Annotated in this window: 16 protein-coding genes; 8 read left to right on the top strand and 8 right to left on the bottom strand. The window is 68.7% G+C overall.

Translation table 11 applies throughout. From position 1 onward, the window contains the following. Window positions 1-6: 6 nt before the first annotated feature. Genes OEY_RS0109400 through OEY_RS0109380 form a run of 5 tightly spaced genes read right to left on the bottom strand, consistent with a single transcriptional unit; the run spans window position 7 to window position 3,920 of the window. Entirely contained in the window at window positions 7-510 is a 504-nt protein-coding gene (locus tag OEY_RS0109400) for an aromatic-ring-hydroxylating dioxygenase subunit beta (protein WP_010593632.1), read from the bottom strand. Continuing rightward, entirely contained in the window at window positions 503-1,783 is a 1,281-nt protein-coding gene (locus tag OEY_RS0109395; protein ID WP_010593631.1) for an aromatic ring-hydroxylating oxygenase subunit alpha, read from the bottom strand. Before OEY_RS0109395 ends, OEY_RS0109400 begins: the two co-directional genes overlap by 8 nt. After that, window positions 1,780-2,316, bottom strand: coding sequence for a nuclear transport factor 2 family protein (locus OEY_RS0109390; RefSeq protein ID WP_010593630.1), 537 nt, complete (start codon window positions 2,314-2,316; stop codon window positions 1,780-1,782). Before OEY_RS0109390 ends, OEY_RS0109395 begins: the two co-directional genes overlap by 4 nt. A gap of 3 nt (window positions 2,317-2,319) precedes the next feature. Then, window positions 2,320-2,682 carry a hypothetical protein gene (locus OEY_RS0109385; RefSeq protein WP_010593629.1) on the bottom strand — a complete coding sequence of 121 codons (363 nt, stop codon included), beginning with the start codon at window positions 2,680-2,682 and terminating at the stop codon, window positions 2,320-2,322. A gap of 53 nt (window positions 2,683-2,735) precedes the next feature. Further along, the gene (locus OEY_RS0109380) at window positions 2,736-3,920 is read right to left on the bottom strand and encodes an acyl-CoA dehydrogenase family protein (protein WP_010593628.1); all 1,185 of its coding nucleotides are present in this window, start codon (window positions 3,918-3,920) and stop codon (window positions 2,736-2,738) included. A gap of 154 nt (window positions 3,921-4,074) precedes the next feature. Here OEY_RS0109380 and OEY_RS0109375 point away from each other — a divergent pair, with 154 nt between their 5' ends. From OEY_RS0109375 to OEY_RS0109350, 5 genes are all read left to right on the top strand, one after another. After that, complete coding sequence (locus OEY_RS0109375; RefSeq protein ID WP_010593627.1) at window positions 4,075-5,556, top strand: PAS domain S-box protein; 1,482 nt, start codon at window positions 4,075-4,077, stop codon at window positions 5,554-5,556. A 30-nt stretch (window positions 5,557-5,586) separates the two neighbouring features. Next, complete coding sequence (locus OEY_RS0109370) at window positions 5,587-6,819, top strand: cation:proton antiporter domain-containing protein (RefSeq protein WP_010593626.1); 1,233 nt, start codon at window positions 5,587-5,589, stop codon at window positions 6,817-6,819. 133 nt (window positions 6,820-6,952) lie between these two features. Then, the gene (locus OEY_RS0109360) at window positions 6,953-8,338 is read left to right on the top strand and encodes a DUF2254 domain-containing protein (protein ID WP_010593624.1); all 1,386 of its coding nucleotides are present in this window, start codon (window positions 6,953-6,955) and stop codon (window positions 8,336-8,338) included. Continuing rightward, a complete protein-coding gene (locus tag OEY_RS0109355) occupies window positions 8,323-9,222 on the top strand; it encodes a potassium channel family protein (RefSeq protein ID WP_234574855.1) in 900 nt (299 codons plus the stop codon). Before OEY_RS0109360 ends, OEY_RS0109355 begins: the two co-directional genes overlap by 16 nt. Before the next feature lie 153 nt (window positions 9,223-9,375). Beyond that, window positions 9,376-9,783 carry a four-helix bundle copper-binding protein gene (locus OEY_RS0109350; RefSeq protein ID WP_010593622.1) on the top strand — a complete coding sequence of 136 codons (408 nt, stop codon included), beginning with the start codon at window positions 9,376-9,378 and terminating at the stop codon, window positions 9,781-9,783. 76 nt (window positions 9,784-9,859) lie between these two features. Here the strand turns inward: OEY_RS0109350 and OEY_RS0109345 are convergent, their stop codons facing one another. Further along, entirely contained in the window at window positions 9,860-11,203 is a 1,344-nt protein-coding gene (locus OEY_RS0109345; protein WP_010593621.1) for an APC family permease, read from the bottom strand. Window positions 11,204-11,441: 238 nt separating this feature from the next. Between OEY_RS0109345 and OEY_RS0109340 the strand changes: the two genes are divergently transcribed. Further along, complete coding sequence (locus OEY_RS0109340; protein ID WP_010593620.1) at window positions 11,442-12,140, top strand: response regulator transcription factor; 699 nt, start codon at window positions 11,442-11,444, stop codon at window positions 12,138-12,140. After that, window positions 12,137-13,264 (top strand): sensor histidine kinase, encoded by a 1,128-nt coding sequence (locus tag OEY_RS0109335; RefSeq protein ID WP_010593619.1) that lies wholly within the window; start codon window positions 12,137-12,139, stop codon window positions 13,262-13,264. Before OEY_RS0109340 ends, OEY_RS0109335 begins: the two co-directional genes overlap by 4 nt. 84 nt (window positions 13,265-13,348) lie before the next feature. Here OEY_RS0109335 and OEY_RS0109330 read toward each other — a convergent pair whose 3' ends face one another. After that, window positions 13,349-14,005 (bottom strand): DUF2202 domain-containing protein, encoded by a 657-nt coding sequence (locus OEY_RS0109330; RefSeq protein WP_192811067.1) that lies wholly within the window; start codon window positions 14,003-14,005, stop codon window positions 13,349-13,351. Between the two features lie 283 nt (window positions 14,006-14,288). Here OEY_RS0109330 and OEY_RS0109325 point away from each other — a divergent pair, with 283 nt between their 5' ends. Next, the gene (locus OEY_RS0109325; RefSeq protein WP_010593617.1) at window positions 14,289-15,710 is read left to right on the top strand and encodes a DUF1254 domain-containing protein; all 1,422 of its coding nucleotides are present in this window, start codon (window positions 14,289-14,291) and stop codon (window positions 15,708-15,710) included. A gap of 2 nt (window positions 15,711-15,712) precedes the next feature. Here OEY_RS0109325 and OEY_RS28235 read toward each other — a convergent pair whose 3' ends face one another. Beyond that, window positions 15,713-16,510: an SDR family oxidoreductase gene (locus OEY_RS28235; protein WP_010593616.1), complete on the bottom strand. Its 798-nt coding sequence runs from the start codon at window positions 16,508-16,510 to the stop codon at window positions 15,713-15,715. Window positions 16,511-16,517 lie beyond the last annotated feature (7 nt).

Raw genomic sequence — 16,517 nt, 5'->3', positions numbered from 1 at the left:
GGCCCCCTACAGCAGGTAACCCGAGGCGCTGACCGCGTCCTCGCTGTCGATGAGCCGAACGACCTTGAGGGCGATCGCGTCCCTGTCCTCTCCGAGAGCGATCCGGTGGGTCAGCTCGGCACCGACGGTCGTGAACTCGTTGCGCTTGAACGCATTGAGGATCTGGGCCGACCGGAGGGTGACCGACGTGTCGGTGACGTCCTCCACGGTGAACCGCGAGACGATCCGCACGGTCCGGGCCGCGGCCACCGCAGAAGGCGAATAGCCCTGCATCATCCGCTCGACGCGCAGGTGCCGCATGCGCTTGTCGTCGTAGACCATGTTCAGGCCTGCGGCGAAGTCGTCGGTGTGCGGATCGATGGGAATCACGTAGTGAGCATCGTCCGTGTACATCTGCTCCCAGGTCCGATAGTCCTTGGCATCGAGGACCTGTGCTTCCTTCCAGACGAGCTCGATCGCGCGGAGGGTGCGGGAGTCCGTCAGGGTCGACATCGTCAGGGCCTCAGTCATTGCTCATCATCTTCTTCCACATCGCGTAGGCCTCCCGCATGCCCGTCTCGTCGGTGACATGTGAGGTGGGCCAGCCTTCTTCGGTCGTGTACTCGCGTCCCTCGCCGCGGTTGACGAGGATCGGCATGTTCGGATTGCCGCCGGCCCCGATCTGCACCCGGATCCACCCCTCGGCGTCGTCGGGGCTGCCGAAACCGAACGGGCCCTGGAAGTGCTCGTGGATCCTCAGCCGCTCGCGGTTGATGCTCTCGGGTCCGCCGTCCATTCCCAGTGCCATGTGCCAGATCTCGGTCTCGTCGACGGAGAGGGGGATGAGGACGCGGAAGAACGACGACGACATCGCGACGTTCGGGAAAGTGTTGAGATTGAAGCCGCAACCGTGCATGGACCGCATGTAGCGACGGATCCGTTCGGGGCTTTCTCCCGCGGCGGCGAGCTCGTCGACCAGGTGCTGGAACCGAGGCTGGATTTCCTCGCTGCCGTCGTCGATGTCGAGATCCGCGTGGGCTGCGGCCATGATCGCGACGCTGTGTCCGTTGCCGAGGGCGTGGGTCTCGGCCGTGGGGTCGTCCATGAACGACATCATGTCCGCCGTCTCGGCGTCGACCGAGGCCATCCACGACTTGTGCACCATCGGGAAGTGGTAGCCGTCCGTGGTGTTCTCGAGCTGGATCTTCCAGTTCCCCTTGAAACGGAACTTGTGAACTCCGATCACCTTGGTCGGAAATCCATTGCTCTGCTTGAAGAAGCGCTCCATCCAGATCTTCGCGTCCCCCAGGAAGTCCTCGAGGGGTTCGATGTCCGGGTCGAATGTTGCCCAGATCATTCCCAGGTAGCTCTCGGTACGCAGGGTCTGGAGCGGGAAGTCCTTCTTGTCGACGACGCCCTCGTATCCGTCCGGGTAGGGAATGCCACGAAGGCGTCCGTCGAGTGCGTAGGACCAGTTGTGGTACGGGCACGTGAAGCCGTTGGCCTTACCGCTGCGCTGATCGCAGACCGTCGCACCGCGATGCCGGCACCGGTTCAGCAGCGTGTTGAAGTTGCCCTTGCGATCCCGGGTCACGATGACCGGCTGATCCCCGACCTGGGTGGTCTTGAACGAACCCGCTTCCGGGATCTCGCTCTCGTGTGCCACCCACACCCAGGTCTTGTAGAAGATCCTCTTCATCTCCTCCTGGAAGATGTCCGGGTCGGTGTACAGCCGGCCCGCGACCCGATCCTTCGCGACGAGGTCCGCGTAGGTGCGTGCGGTGGGTTCTTCTGTCGTCGTCATGTCATCCTTCGTTCGTGAGGTCGGGCGGTCGCCCCGGATAGGTGGGCCATCGCGTCGGTCGGCAGCGGCGCAGCGAACATCCGCCGGGTGCGGAATCGGCTCATGCGGGCCGCCGTCCGTCCGGATGCCCGGTCCAGGTCGAAGTCGATCGTGAGCCGGGCGCAGAGAAGTTCGGCCGTTCCCGTCGGATGGAGCGAGAACTGCTGCATGATCCACCGTCCGCTCGCACGGTTGCCGTCGAGACGGATCTGCTCGCTGCCGAGGAGGTGCACGTTGCGGAGGAAGTGGTCGGCCGGCGGCAGGTACCGGGACACGAGAGTGACGACTTCGTCTCGCCCACGGGCGATTCCGAACTTGTCGGCGTACTCCGGACCCAGCCCTTCCCACGTCGCGTCGTCGGTGAACAGGACGCCGAGCTGCTCCGGGCTCTGCAGAGGTCCGGGCACATCGCACAGGTCCAGGTAGCGAGCGATGCAGTCACGGACGGCGTCCTTCGCCTCGACGACCTCGAGGCGCTGGTCGGTGCCGGTCACGGGTCAGACCGCGACGTCCGCGCGGATCGTCAGTTCCCGGCCCATGCGGGCCTCGATCTTGAAGTACTTCCACAGGGCGTACTCGCCGATCATCGTCGTCCGCAACAAGTTGCACGCCGCCCGGACGGTTTCCTGGTCCTTCACGTCGGCCAGGACGTAGCAGGTCCAAGGCCAGCCGTCGGACGGGCCGACCATGTGGGCGTCGTCGTCGAAGGTGCCGATGACCTGGACGCCGTCCATGTTCGCGAGAGCCGAGAGCATGGTGGAGATGCCGACCCACACCGGGCCGATCTCCGCCTTCGGCAGGTCGAAGAAGTTCTGGTTGTTGCCGATGCAGAACAGGGTGCGCAACGGTTCGGCGGTCATGGGCGTCCTTTCGCGGGGAAGGCAGGAACTGGTCTCGAACGGTCGTGTCCCGGTCAGGGGAAGCTGGGAATGCCGGGGTCGAGGCCCAGCAGGACGGCTCCGGCCGCCTCGAAGGTGTTGGTCTGGAGCATGGCGTGCTGGGCCGGGACGAGAGCATCCCGCAGGTAGCGCTGCAGCGGGTGGCTCTCGTAGATCGCCCCGGTGCCGGCCAGGTCGAACGCGGCGAGCACGACATTGCGGCCGACGTGGGCGGCCTGGGTCGCTCCCAGGCGGAGCAGGGCCGTGTGTTCGGCGGTGATCTCGTCGCCGCGGACCGCCAGATCCCACACCTCGTCGGTGATCTCGTAGAAGAAGGCCCGAGCGGAGCGGAGATCGGCCTCGGCGCGGGCCAGCCCGGTCTTGTACGCGGGACGGTTTCCCTTGCTGTCACCGCCGGTGATGCTGGATCGCACCGCCCCGACCTCGTGGGCGTAGTCGAGAGCCCCCCGTGCGGCACCGAGAGTCACCACCGCCAGCACCTGGGCCGCGTAGGCGAGCGTCGGATACCGGGTGAGCGGCTCGTCGATTCGGGGAGCACCGCCGCGGACGAACGTCATCTCCTCGGGGACGAAGAGTCTGTCGGCCTTCACTGCGTGTGATCCCGTCGCCTTCATGCCTGCGACGTCCCAGTTCTCCACTATCTCGACGTCGGCGGGGTCGACGAGGGCGGTCAGCGGCTTGCCGTTCGTTTCCGGACCGCCGGCGAGGCCGATGCCGAGGATGTCGGCGCCCAGGCATCCGCTGGCGAACTGCCAGAGGCCGCTGCACAGGTAGCCGCCGTCCACCTTCTCGGCCTTCTGCATGGGGAACAGCCCGCCCGCATAGGCGACGTCCGGGCCGTCGGAGTAGATCTTCTCCTGGGTTTCGACCGGCAGGGCCGCGAAGTACACGAGTGAGGACCCGAAACTTGCCACCCAGCCGGTGGCCGGATCCACCGCGGAGATCCGCTCGACCTGCTTCATGAAGGAGGCGGGGGCCATCGGTTCGCCGCCGAACTGTGCGGGGGTCGACGCGCGGTAGAGCCCGGCGCGCTTGAGGAGCGCGACGAAGTCCCTCGGTACGAATCGTTGCCGGTTGAACTCGTCGCGCCGGTCCCGCAGCACGGCGAGAGCGTCCTCGAAGGCCTTCTCCCGCGCGGGGCCCGCTGTCGCGGCCCGCACTGGATTCATCGTGCTCCGGATCGCCATCGTCGTCTCCATCCACCTCGTCGTGTCGCGCTGAGGAGAACGCTAGGAAAGGTTCGGACGAGGCGGTATCGGGATTTCCTCCGCCGGTCGTAAAGCAATCCCCTATGGTCGATCCGCCGATCGTGGGTCGACAATGAACCGTCACGGCACCCGGAAGTGAGGATCGATGTTCCCGACAGGCCGCGACTTCCAGGAGATGGTGGAGAAGACGGAGACGGGGATCCTCATCCACGAGGCGGCGTCGAAGAACATCCTCTGGGCCAACCCGGCTGCGTGCCGGATGTTCGGTTTCACGCTCGAGGAGCTGCGACCGCTGAAGGCCCACCACATGAGCAGCCAGGAGCGTCAGTACCGGCGCTCGGTCGGGGTGGCGTGGCTGCAGGACGCCGTCGTACGTGGTTCGAGCCGCAGACAATGGAAGTACCGGACCAAGGACGGGCAGGACTTCCTGGCCGATGCGGTCGCCTCACGCCTGACGTTCCAGGACGGGCAGGTCGTGATGGTCGAGTTCCGCAACATCGCGGAAGAGGTGGAGCTGCAGGAGGAACTCAGCTGGGTGTCGCAGTCGCTGCAGCGCATCATGACGCACACGTCGGCGGGCATCGTGGTGCTCGACGAGACGAACTGCATCGAAGACATCTCGCCGCTCGCGGCCCGGCTGTTCGGCAGAACCCCGGACGAACTGTCCGGGGTGTATCTCGAGGATTTGGGCCGTTGTGAGCCCCGGCTGACCGCCGAGCCCGTCGTGGCCAAACTGGACGCGGCGGCAGGACCGGTGGGCATCATGCAGGAGATCGAGAAGAGCGACGGGACGACCACCTGGTTGTCCGGCTTCCTCGAGGCCGTGGTGCACGACGGAATGACGTCACGGGTGCTGACGATTCGTGACGTCACGGATCGTGTGGAGTGGGAACGCCGTCATGCCTACCAGGAGGCCAACCTCCAGTACCTCAGCCGGTACAACGCAATGGGGGACATGGCCATGATCCTCGCTCACGAACTCGGGCAGCCCCTCGCGGCCTCGACGAACTACCTGAGCGGCCTCAAGGCACGGATCTCCGATGGATCCCTCGACCCCGAGGCCCTGAGCTACGGGCTGGACAGGATGGAGAAGCAGCTCGGCCGGGCGGCGGAGATCGTGTCCTCCGTGAAGCGCTATGTGCGGCGGATCGAGAGCACCAAGGCCGCCATCGACCTCAACGAGACGGTCGACGAGAGCCTGTACTTCGTTCGGCTGCGGGCAGCCGAACGGGGGGTGCACATTTCGCTCGACAGGTCCCGTTCGCCGTTGCCCGTGGTAGGGGAGAGCGTGCTGATCGGGCAGGTGGTGATCAACCTCTGCTTCAACGCGATCGACGAGATCGTGTTGCCCTCGACCGCCGTCAAGGAGCTCACCGTCCGGACCGCTCGGCGTGGAGAGTGGGCCTGTGTCTCCGTTTTCGACCAGGGACGGGGCATGGATGATGCCTCGGGAAACCGGCTGGCCTCCGGGGCGTTCTCGGCCAAGCAGGACAGTTCCGGCATCGGTCTGATCATCTCGGAGCACATCGTCGAGCGACACGGGGGCAGCATCCGCTATCTGCCCAACGACCCGCACGGCACCGAAGTCCGGATGTGCCTGCCCCTCTCCGAATCCGGAGAGGATTGACGGTGCCGTTCTCCGGGCAACACTGCACGCATGAGCATCGACATCGTTCTCGCCACCGTCGGGGTGCTGGGGGTCGGTGTGGCGGCGTTGTCGGCGAAGATGCGCCGCCTGCCGCTGTCCGAACCCCTGCTCGGACTGGCAGCGGGTGTGCTGCTCGGACCGTACGTGCTCGATGTGCTGTCCCTACCGCCGCTGACGGCCGAGCACGGGTTGTTGCACGAGGCGAGCCGGATACTGCTGGCGGTATCGGTGATGGCGGTGGCGCTGCGGTATCCGATGGCGGACGTGCTCCGGCAATGGCGTCCCGTCGCCGTGTTGCTGGCCGTAGCGATGCCGGTGATGGCGGCCGTCACCGCCGGGTTGGGGTGGGCGTTGCTGTCCATGCCCCTGGCCACGGCCGTGTTGCTGGGCGCGGCCCTGTGCCCGACGGACCCGGTTCTCGCCTCGAATGTCGTCACCGGAGAGGCGGCCGAGGAGGATCTGCCCGCCCGGAACCGGCAGGTCCTCTCGCTCGAGTCCGGGGCGAACGACGGTCTGGCGTTGCCACTGGTGCTGGCCGCGGTCGCCGTCGCCGGAGGCATGGGAGCGGGCACGGCGGCACTGGAGTCGCTGTGGCAGGTGGCCGGGGCCGTGCTGATGGGGGCCGCGAGCGGATGGGCCGGTGGCCGGGCCCTGCGCTGGGGTGAAAGGTACGGGGCGACGGATCCGGCGCCGGCCCTGTTCTTCACCGTCGTGCTCGCGCTGGGAATTCTGGGTGTCGCCGGGTTGATCCATGTCGACGGGGTGCTGGCGGTGTTCGTCGGCGGGCTGGCATTCAACCTCACCAGTACCGGCAGCGAGCGGACGGCAGAGGTGCCGATCGACGAGGCGATCAACCGCTTTGCGGTGTTGCCGCTGTTCGTCCTGCTGGGGGCGGCGCTGCCCTGGCCGCAGTGGGCCGAGCTGGGCTGGGCGGGGGTTGGTCTCGTGGTGGCGGTGCTGGCGTTGCGCCGGGTGCCGGTTCTGCTGTTGCTGCGCCGTCCGCTGCGCTTGTCGATGCCGGATGCTCTGTATCTGGGCTGGTTCGGTCCCATCGGGGTGTCGGCGCTGTTCTACCTGACGCTCGAAGCGGAGCGGATGGGTGCGGACGAGACGGTGCTGGCGGCGGGGTCGCTGGTGCTGGCGGCGAGCACGGTGATCTTCGGTGTCACCGCGGTGGCCGGCCGGGTGCTGTACCGGCGGGCCACGGCTCCGGCGGCGCGGTCCCCCGAGCGGCACCGGTGAGCGCCGCCCCGGTTCCGAGTGTGATTGCCGGGCCGTTCCCGGGGTATTCGCAGGAGATGTGGTTCGAGACGTGGTCGGAAATTGTGCGGGTGCTGCTGGTGGGCTCGGTGATGCAGCACCGAGTGAGCCTGCGATGACCGACGACTCCCGGACCCGGACACGACAGGGACCGATCGGGGCTGCGCTGAAACGCCGGCAGGTGTTCGTCGAAGCGATACGGTCGCGGCTGTGGCCGGTCCCGGCAGCTGCGGTGCTGGTGGCCGTGCTGGCCGGCATCGGCATACCCGAGCTCGACGCCGCCATCGACGACCGGCTGCCACCGACGGTGGCGGGGTATCTGTTCGGTGGTGGTGCCGACGCCGCCCGCGAGGTGCTGAGTGCGATCGCCGGCTCGCTGATCACCGTCACCTCGCTGACGTTCTCGCTGACCCTGGTGACCCTGCAGCTGGCCAGTAGTCAGTATTCACCGCGGTTGCTGCGCACCTTCGCCGCCGACCGGGTCGTCCAACGCACCTTGGGACTGTTCCTCGCGACGTTCGTCTACGCGCTGACCGTGCTGCGCACGGTCCGCAGCGGCACCGACGACACCGACGACAGTGCCTTCGTCCCCCAGCTGGCGGTCACGACGGGGTACCTGCTCGCGGTCGCCAGCGTCATCGCCCTCGTGCTGTTCCTCGGGCATCTAGTCCGGCAGATCCGCGTCGAGGCCGTGCTCGAACAGGTGCGCGCCGACACCTGCGAGACCGCCGCCAGGTTGCTACCTCCGGATCGGCAGGATCGGCCCACACTGCCCGTCCCCCCGCCGGCCCCGCATGTCGTCGAAGCGGACTCGTCCGGATTCCTGGTCGAGCTCGACGAGTACGCGCTGCTCGCGGCGGCCGAGGAGGCCGAGGCCGTGGTGTGGGTGAACCGACCGGTGGGCAGCCCGGTGCTGGCGGGCACGCCGGTCGCGTCGTGGTGGTCCCTGCGTCCGCAGCCCCTGACCGAGGACCAGGCCCGAAGGCTGTGCGACCGGGTGCGCGGTGCCCTGCGCACCGGTAGCGAACGCACCGCCGTCCAGGACCTCGGGTACGGACTGCGGCAGCTGACCGACGTGGTGGTGCGGGCCCTGTCGCCCGGCATCAACGATCCGACCACCGCGGTGCACGGCCTGGTCTCGTGCACCGCGGTCCTGGGCGAGCTGCTCGACCTCGAGCTCGGCCCGTACCCCCTGTGCGACGAACACGACCGGGTCCGGGTGGTGCTGGCGCGACCGACCTTCGCCGAACTGCTGGACCTGGTGTGCACTCAGCCGCGGCTCTACGGCGCCGACGATCCGGCGGTGCTGGACGCGTTGCTGTCGATGCTGCGGGAGCTGGCATGGAAGGCCACCACTGCGGAACAGCGTGCGGCGATCACGGACCAGCTCGGTCGACTGCGGGAGCACATCCCGGGCCACGGTACCGCGACGCGTGGGCACTTCGACGAGCTCACCCGGCAGGTAGGCGACGCCCTCGAAGGACGATGGCAGACATCATGATCTGGATCTCGAGCATCGTGGGCGCGGCGTTGATCGTCGGGGCACTGCGGGACATCTTCGTCACGTTGTGGCATCCCCGGGGATTGGGCACGATCTCCCGGGGGGTGTTCGTCGTCCTGTGGCGTGGGGCGCACCACGCCGGGCGACGAGGGCGGCTGCTGGGCTCGGTCGGGCCGGCCGGACTCGTCGTCACCGCCGGGGTGTGGGCGACGATGATCGTGCTCGGCTGGGCACTGATCTACCTGCCGCACATGCCCGACGGGTTCTACTTCGCCAGTGCGCTGCGCCCGTCGGCCGCGTCGGACCCGGTCATGGCGCTGTATCTGTCCCTGGTGACCGTCGGCACCCTCGGTTTCGGGGACATCACCCCTGCCTATCCGGCGCTACGACTGCTGATTCCGTTGCAGGCGCTGATGGGGTTCGTGCTGTTCACTGCGGCCATTTCCTGGGTGCTGCAGATCTATCCGGCGCTGAGCCGTCGCCGCGCCACCGCCCGCCGGCTCGTGCTTCTGACGGCCACCGGCACCGAGCAGATTCTTCCCGCCGCCGAGGCGAGCATCGCCGTGCAGTGGCTCGACTCGGTCACCGAGTCGCTGATCACGTGCGAACTGGACCTGATGCAGTACGGCGAGACCTACTTCTTCCGCGAATCCGACGCGGACCTCTCGTTCGCCGCCGCTCTGTCGTATGCACCGCGACTCGCGGCCGCGGGCGCCGGGTCGTCCGCGGTCGAGGTCCGCCGGGCCGCGGCGATCCTCGACGAACAGACCCGTCGCCTCGCCGGGCGTCTGGACACCGGGTTCCTCCACACCGGCGGAACCGTCGACGAGATCTGCGAACGCTTCGCTGACGACCACCGGCATCGGCCGGTGAGCGCCTCGTAACAGGACGCCCTGCAACCGGAATCGCCTCGGGGAACGAATCGTGTGTCTGGTGTTATCTCGTCGATCCTGTGGGTACGCGAGTCGGTACCGGATCTCGGTCGACACCGATCCGGATCAGCCGAACAACGAGTCCCCACGAAAGGACGCACATTCATGAGCACTGCAGCGACCATGCTCGACAGCTACCCGAAGGACCTCGACGGCGTCGACACCGGCAAGCTCGCCGCGTGCATCGAGGCGTGTATCGAATGCGCTCAGGCGTGCACCGCCTGCGCCGATGCCTGCCTGAGCGAGGATTCGGTGGCGGAGTTGATCAAGTGCATCCGCACCGATCTGGACTGCGCCGACATCTGCGAAACCACCGGCCGGGTCCTCTCGCGCCATACCGGCTACGACGCCGACCTGACCCGTTCGGTGCTCGAGACCTGCGCGGCGGCGTGCAAGTCCTGCGGGGACGAGTGCGCCCAGCACGCCTCCCGTCACGCGCACTGCAAGACGTGCGCCGATGCGTGCCGGCGATGCGAGCAGGCCTGCCGGGACCTGATCGGTTCCCTCGGCTGAGAGTCCGCCGTCACCACCCTTGCCGCGAACACCGGACGCTCGGCCGCTGGGCTGGACGATCGGCGGGTGCCCACCGTCATTGCGCCGAGCGTCCGGTGGACCGCCGGCGGTGTGCCACGTGGCGGCGCACGATCAGCCATTGGCTCGCGAAGACGGCTGCGGCCACCACCGCGGTGACAACCACCGTGAACAGATCCGTGCGCACCTTCATGATCACGAACGGCACGAGCACGAGCACGTCGAGCGCGATCGCCACGGCCGGGACCCAGGTCGCGAACTCGACCTCGTCGCGCAGGCGGCGGACCATGCCCCAGTGGATGGCGATGTCCATCGACAGGTACAGCATCGCCCCGAGTGAGGCGATCTGACTCAGGTCGAACACCGTCGCCGTCACCAACGCCAGCGCGGCCGTGATCAGCAACGACTGCCGGTTCACCGACCCCGGCAACCCGGGCACCTGTCCCATCTCCCGCAGCATGTCGTACAGCCGCGACACGGAGAACAGGCTCGCCACCAAGCCGGACAGGGTCGCGACCACCGCCACCGCCACCGTCAGCCACACGCCCCAGGACCCGAACAGCGGCTCGGCGGCCTCGGCCAGTGCGTAGTCCCGGGCGGCGACGATCTCCGGCACCGACAGGCTCCCGGTGACCGCGACGGTCAGCAGCAGATACAGCACCGTGCACACCGCGATCGCGATCACGATCGAGCGCGCGATGTTGCGCTGGGGATCGCGCAGATCGTCACCCTGATTGGTGATCGTGGTGAAGCCCTTGTACGCCAGGATGCACAGAGCGATGCCGGCCAGGAATCCGAGCAGTCCGCTGTCCGGCGGCGTCGCGTCCGCACCCCCGGTGACCAGCCGGGAGAAGGCCGACACCCCGGTGGCGGCGATCCCGGCCACCGCGAGCGCCGCGATCCCGACGATCTTGATCGCGGCGGTCACCGTCGCCGACCCTTCCACCCACCGGTTGCCGACCAGGTTGACCACCGTCGCGGCCGCGATCGCCACCACGGCCAGGACCGGCACCCACACCGCCGAGCCCTGCATCCCGAACGGACGCAGCAGGTACGTGCCGAAGGTCCGGGCCAGCAGGCTCTCGGCCAGGATCATCGACACGTACATGAACAACGAGAACGACCCGGCCACCACCCCGGGGCCGTAGGCGGCTTTCAGGATCATCGCGATCCCGCCCGAGGACGGGTTCGTGCTCGAGTACCGCACGTACGAGTAGGCACTGAAGGCCACCACCACCGCGCCCGCGACGAACGCCCAGGGGATCCAGGACCCGGCCAGTTCCGCCACCTGCCCGACCAGGGCGAAGATGCCCGCGCCGATCATCACCCCGGTTCCCAGCGCGACCGACCCGGTCAGCGACAACTTCTTCTTCTGCTCGGTCTCCGACGGCACGCGTTCCACCTCGTCTCACGTCCACAACCTCGTCACCTCGACCTCCGGGCGACCGGTGATGCGAGCCCCACCGAACGGCGCACACATCGGCGGACGCACCGGGGACGGAGCGTGCGACGGCAACTCCACGGAGGACTGCACGGCTGGATTACCCTCGGTCTGCCCGTCGAACACCTCGACGGACCCTCCTGTCCACAGCTGTCCGGACGCCCGGCCGAACCGGTCCGTCGGATCGAAAGGGGAGACGGTGCCCCACAGCGTCCTCGTCGTCGACGACGAACCTCACATCCGTCGTGTCCTGCGCGGCTATCTGGAGGCGGACGGCTACGACGTCATCGAAGCCGCAACAGGCTCACAAGCGTTGACATCGGTGCAGTCCCGCCGCCCCGACCTGGTGTTGCTCGACATCCGCCTTCCCGATCTCGACGGCCTCGAGGTGCTGCGCCGGATCCGCGGGTTCTCGGACGTGTACGTCGTGCTGGTCACTGCCCGCGCCGAGGAGGTCGACAAGCTGGTGGGACTGGCGGTCGGCGCCGACGACTACATCACCAAACCGTTCGCGCCTCGCGAGGTCGCGGCCCGCGTCCGTGCCGTCCTGCGCCGCGCCCGCGGCACCGGCGGGGCGCCCTCCCGGGTCGTGGCCGCCGGTCTGACGGTGGACCCCGAGACCCGGGAGGTGACGGTCGACAGCATGCCCGTGGAACTGTCCGCGCTCGAGTTCGATCTGCTTCTGGCCCTGGCGCAGGCCCCGGGCCGGGTGTACTCGCGGCGGCAGCTGCTCGAGAAGGTCTGGGGCGGAGACTTCTTCGGCGACGAGCGGGTCGTGGACGTGCACATCCGCAGCATCCGCCGGGCGCTCGGCGACGATGCCACCGCCCCTCGTTTCATCGGGACGGTCCGCGGTGTCGGCTACAAGTTCGTGGCCGCGAGCGAGGTCGACCGGTGAACCGCGGTCTCCGGCTCCCGGTGCCGAGCCTGACGATGCGACTGTTCGTCTCCCACGTGCTGGTGGCGGTGGTCGGAGCGCTCGTCACCTTCGCCGTCGTCCGCGCCGCGGCACCGGCGCTGTTCGAAGAACGCGCCGCCGGCCCCGGCAACGGCCGCGGTCGTGCGAACGGGTCTGGGCCTTTGCGGGAGGTCGTGTCCGATGCCGTGACGACGGCATTGCTGCTCGGGGTGCTCGCCGGAGTGATCGCGGCCGCCGCGCTGGGTCTGCTGGCGTCCCGCCGCCTGCTGCGGTCGCTGCGGTCGGTGCGGTCGGGTACCCGGGCAATCGCCACCGGTGACTACCGGCACCGTATCCCGGTGCCGCCGGAGTCCGAACTCGCCGCGGTCGCCGGCGACGTCAACGATCTCGCCGTCCGACTCGCCGACACGGAAGCCCGGCGGGCCCGGCTGCTGTCGGAGGTGGCGCACGAGATGCGCACCCCGCTGACCGTGATCGACGGCTACGCCGAGGGCGTCCTCGACGGGGTCTTCGCGCCGGCAGAGCTGGTCCGGATCGAAGCCGAGGTGGGTCGACTGCGCAGGCTCGCCGACGATCTGTCCACCCTGTCCCGGGCGGAGGAGGGCCGGCTGGACCTGCAGCCGGTCGAGGTCGACCTGTACGGGCTGGTGACCCAGGTCGCGGGCCGGCTGCGCCCCCAGTTCGACGACGCCGGCCTGACCGTGACCGTACTCCCGCCGTCCCGCCCGGTCGTGGTGTGGGCAGATGCCGACCGGATCACGCAGGTGCTGACCAATCTGCTCGGCAATGCCCTGGCCGCCACGGAGACCGGCGGGGTGAGCATCGACGTCCCCGCCGGTCGGGACGTCGCCACCGTGACCGTCACCGATACCGGCGAGGGACTCGAGCCCGACGATGTGGAACGGATCTTCGAGCGGTTCTACCGTGTTCCGTCCCGGCGCCGGCAGGAGCACGATCCAGGTTCGGGCATAGGCCTGACCATCAGCCGGGGAATCGCCCGCGCCCACGGCGGCGACCTGTCCGCCGAGTCCCCCGGCCGCGGTCACGGATCACGGTTCACACTGCAGTTGCCCACCCGAAACCGCCATCCGGCCGGAGACTGACGCCGGGCCGGTCCGAGTCGGACCGGCCCGCGTGCCGTAGGTTCCCGGCGGGCTGCACTCCGACAGCGAGCCGGCTGCCAGGTGTTACTCCGGGTGCTGCGGCCCCTGGCCGTGCCCCTGCTGCCCCTGGCCGTGCCCCTGGCCGTGCCCCTGCCCCTGCCCCTGCCCCTGGCCGCCGGGTAGCTCCTCGCCGGCCGCGGCTGCCTGGAAGGCCTGCAGGTGATGCTCGGAACCGGTGCGCAGCCTGCCGTACACGCGGTCGATCGCGTCCTCGTCGCTGACATCGATCGCGCGGGACAACTCGGCGATATCGGCGGCCTCGAGTTCGGCGCCGACCGCGTACGCCTCCTCGACGGAGGTCAGACCGCGGGCCAGCCAACTGTCGTAGGCGCCCTGCAGTCGAGAGTCGCCGTAGGTTCCCGCCGCGAGCCCGGCCGACGGATCGCTCACGCCGTACCGGTCGAGCAGACCGCCGACGGCATCGTAGTGGCGCTGTTCGCTGTCGGAGATGCGCTCGAAGGTCTGCACCCCCCACTTCTGCGCGAACTGCTGGTACAGATCTCGCTCCAGCCGTTCCTCCTCGCGCATCGCCACCAGATCGGACTGCTCCTGCGTGGACAGCGCACCGCCGCTCGTATTGCCCTCGGGCGCTTGGGCGGTCGCAACGGCCGTTCCGAATCCGGCGATTCCGATCGCCACCCCAGCCGCGAGTGCGGCCACAGTCCTGCGCCGTGTGTTCATTGCCGGCACCACCTTTCTCTCCCCACCGAGTCAACGCACCGTCGGTGAAGACTTCCCGTTCCGGAATGTGAAGCTTGTGTGAGAGCACCCGTCGTCCCTCCTCCCGGCGGCCTCGGATCCGAGCCCGGCGACACGAGCGGGACCGCCTACGCTGCGGCGTCACCGAACGCCGATCCTCAGGGGCGAACGACGGGCAGGGGCCGAACTGTGGGCTTTCGGCCCTTGAGGGCCGGTGCAGGGATTCGTAGCGTCGGAGTCGGGCATCGTGACGAGGAGGCCGGCGATGACGAAGGCAACCCCCATCCCGCCCGGCATCGAGTCGCCGGACCAGGTGCACACCCGGGTGGGCACCTTGCGGTTCTTCGACGGCGTTCCGGACGACGCGACGGTCCGGACGTTGTTCGACAACCTGGACTTCCAGCGCGCCGTCCAGGCATACCTGCTGGCTCTGCCGGTGCTGAACATACAAGCAATGCGCACGGCCCTGCTGAAGTGGGGCCCGGTCAATTCGACGGCGTACGTCTTCGAAGACCTGATGCACCCGTGCACCGTCTGGCTCACGGCGAACACGAGTACCTCCTACACCGCCATCTGGATCGACCTGCGCGACGGTCCGCTCGTGGTCGAGGCGCCGCCCGGTGTGCTGGGGGCGATCAACGACAGCTGGGGACGCTGGGTGGCCGACGTCGGCGTGTCCGGCCCCGACAAGGGTGAGGGCGGCGCCTACCTGCTGCTGCCCCCGGGCTACGACGGTGAGGTCCCCGACGGCTACTTCGTGGTGCGGACCGACAGCTTCGGGATGGTGCTGTTCGCGCGGGGTTTCCTCGACGAGCACGGCGATCCCCCCCCCGCCGTCGAGGTCGTCAAGGCCCGGACCCGGGCCTACCCTCTCGCCCTCGCCGATCGTCCACCGTCCATGCGGTTCGTGAACGTGTCGCCGGAACCGATGGTCGGCGTCCCGCCCGCCGACTTCCGGGCGTGGGAAATGCTCGACGAGGTGGTGCAGTCCGAGCCGGCCGAGTCGTCGGATCCGCTCACCCTCGGATTCTTCGCCTCGATCGGCATCCGGCGTGGCCGGCCGTTCGACCCCGACGAGCGCATGCGGGCGATCCTCACCGAGGCCGCCGCGGTGGGCGACGCCACCGGTCGCGCCCTCACCTACCGGTTCCGGGAGCCGGCGGCCTACCGCCACCCGGGCGGTGCCTGGCGCGCCATCTTCCTCGGCGGCCACCGGTTCGAGGAGGACGGGGTCGCCCTGCTCGACGCGGCCGCGCAGTTCAACTTCTCGGTCATCGGCATCAGTCCGGCAGAGGACGTCGAGAAGGTCGGCGCCGGCTCCCAGTACGTCGTCGCCTGCGTCGACTCCGAGGGGGCCCCGTTCGACGGCGGAAGCGCCTACCGGCTCCGCGTCCCTGCGGACGTTCCGGCAGCCGATTTCTGGTCGGTCCTCGTCTACGACACCCAGACCCGGTCCATGCTGCAGACCGGGCAGGAGTGGCCGTCGGTGACGAGCCAGGACCGCGATTTCACCACGAACGACGACGGTTCCGTCGACATCCACTTCGGTCCGGAGCAGCCCGAGGACGGCCACAACTGGATCCAGACCGTGCCCGGCAAGAGCTGGTGGGCCATGTTCCGGCTGTACGGTCCCCTCGCACCGTGGTTCGACAGGACGTGGCGGCTGCCGGACGTCGAGCCGGTGTGACGTCAGATCTCGCGCCAGCTCTCCTCGGTCATGTCGTGACCGTGCGCGGCCATGAGCATCAGCCCCCCGTCGACGGGGATCGAACCGCCCGTGAGGTACGACGAGCGCGGCGAGGCGAGAAACGCGATGGCCGAGGCGACTTCGTGGACGTGCCCGGGCCGGCCGACCGGATTTCCGGGACGGTCCTCGTGAAACGCCTGCGACTCGTCCATGCCCGTCATCGGTGTCGAGATCTCGCCGGGCGCAACCGCATTGACGAGGATCCCGTGCCGGCTCAGCTCCAGTGCGAGGCACTTGGTGAGCATGCCCAGGCCGGCCTTGGCGCTGCAGTAGGCGGCGGCCCCGAGCCGGGGGATGTGCTCGTGCACGCTCGTGACGTTGATGATCCGGCCCCCGCGGCCACCGGCGATCATCCGGCGGGCCGCGCGCTGGGCGCACAGGAACGGACCGTCGAGGTCCGTCGCGAGCACCTCGCGCCACGTCTCGTAGCCGAGGTCGAGGACCCGGTCCATGTGCCCGGTTCCGGCGTTGTTGACCAGAACACCCAGCCCGCCGAGCTTCTCGGCGAGCGTGTCGACGACGTCGGCGGTGTCCGGACTGGTCAGATCCTGGCGGACGACGAAGCAGCGCTGGCCGCGCTCCTCGATCCCCTCCCGGGTGTTCCGGGCGCCGGCGTCGTCGGTATGGAACGTGATGCCCACGTCGAATCCTTCCGACGCCAGCGCCTCGGCCGTGGCTTTGCCGATTCCGGAATCGGCACCGGTGACGATCGCGAGCCGCTCGTGTGCGGGAATGCTCATGACCGGC

The organism is Rhodococcus sp. P14, assembly GCF_000256505.1.
GTDB classification, from domain to species: domain Bacteria; phylum Actinomycetota; class Actinomycetes; order Mycobacteriales; family Mycobacteriaceae; genus Rhodococcus; species Rhodococcus ruber.
Note: the sequence above shows the minus strand (reverse complement) of the source record. Positions and strands in the feature narration are given on the sequence as shown.

Coding starts and splice junctions, on each gene's coding strand:
- OEY_RS0109400 (WP_010593632.1), bottom strand. CDS start 510: ATGACTGAGGCCCTGACGATGTCGACCCTGACGGACTCCCGCACCCTC.
- OEY_RS0109395 (WP_010593631.1), bottom strand. CDS start 1,783: ATGACGACGACAGAAGAACCCACCGCACGCACCTACGCGGACCTCGTC.
- OEY_RS0109385 (WP_010593629.1), bottom strand. CDS start 2,682: ATGACCGCCGAACCGTTGCGCACCCTGTTCTGCATCGGCAACAACCAG.
- OEY_RS0109380 (WP_010593628.1), bottom strand. CDS start 3,920: ATGGAGACGACGATGGCGATCCGGAGCACGATGAATCCAGTGCGGGCC.
- OEY_RS0109375 (WP_010593627.1), top strand. CDS start 4,075: ATGTTCCCGACAGGCCGCGACTTCCAGGAGATGGTGGAGAAGACGGAG.
- OEY_RS0109370 (WP_010593626.1), top strand. CDS start 5,587: ATGAGCATCGACATCGTTCTCGCCACCGTCGGGGTGCTGGGGGTCGGT.
- OEY_RS0109360 (WP_010593624.1), top strand. CDS start 6,953: ATGACCGACGACTCCCGGACCCGGACACGACAGGGACCGATCGGGGCT.
- OEY_RS0109355 (WP_234574855.1), top strand. CDS start 8,323: ATGGCAGACATCATGATCTGGATCTCGAGCATCGTGGGCGCGGCGTTG.
- OEY_RS0109350 (WP_010593622.1), top strand. CDS start 9,376: ATGAGCACTGCAGCGACCATGCTCGACAGCTACCCGAAGGACCTCGAC.
- OEY_RS0109330 (WP_192811067.1), bottom strand. CDS start 14,005: ATGAACACACGGCGCAGGACTGTGGCCGCACTCGCGGCTGGGGTGGCG.
- OEY_RS0109325 (WP_010593617.1), top strand. CDS start 14,289: ATGACGAAGGCAACCCCCATCCCGCCCGGCATCGAGTCGCCGGACCAG.
- OEY_RS28235 (WP_010593616.1), bottom strand. CDS start 16,510: ATGAGCATTCCCGCACACGAGCGGCTCGCGATCGTCACCGGTGCCGAT.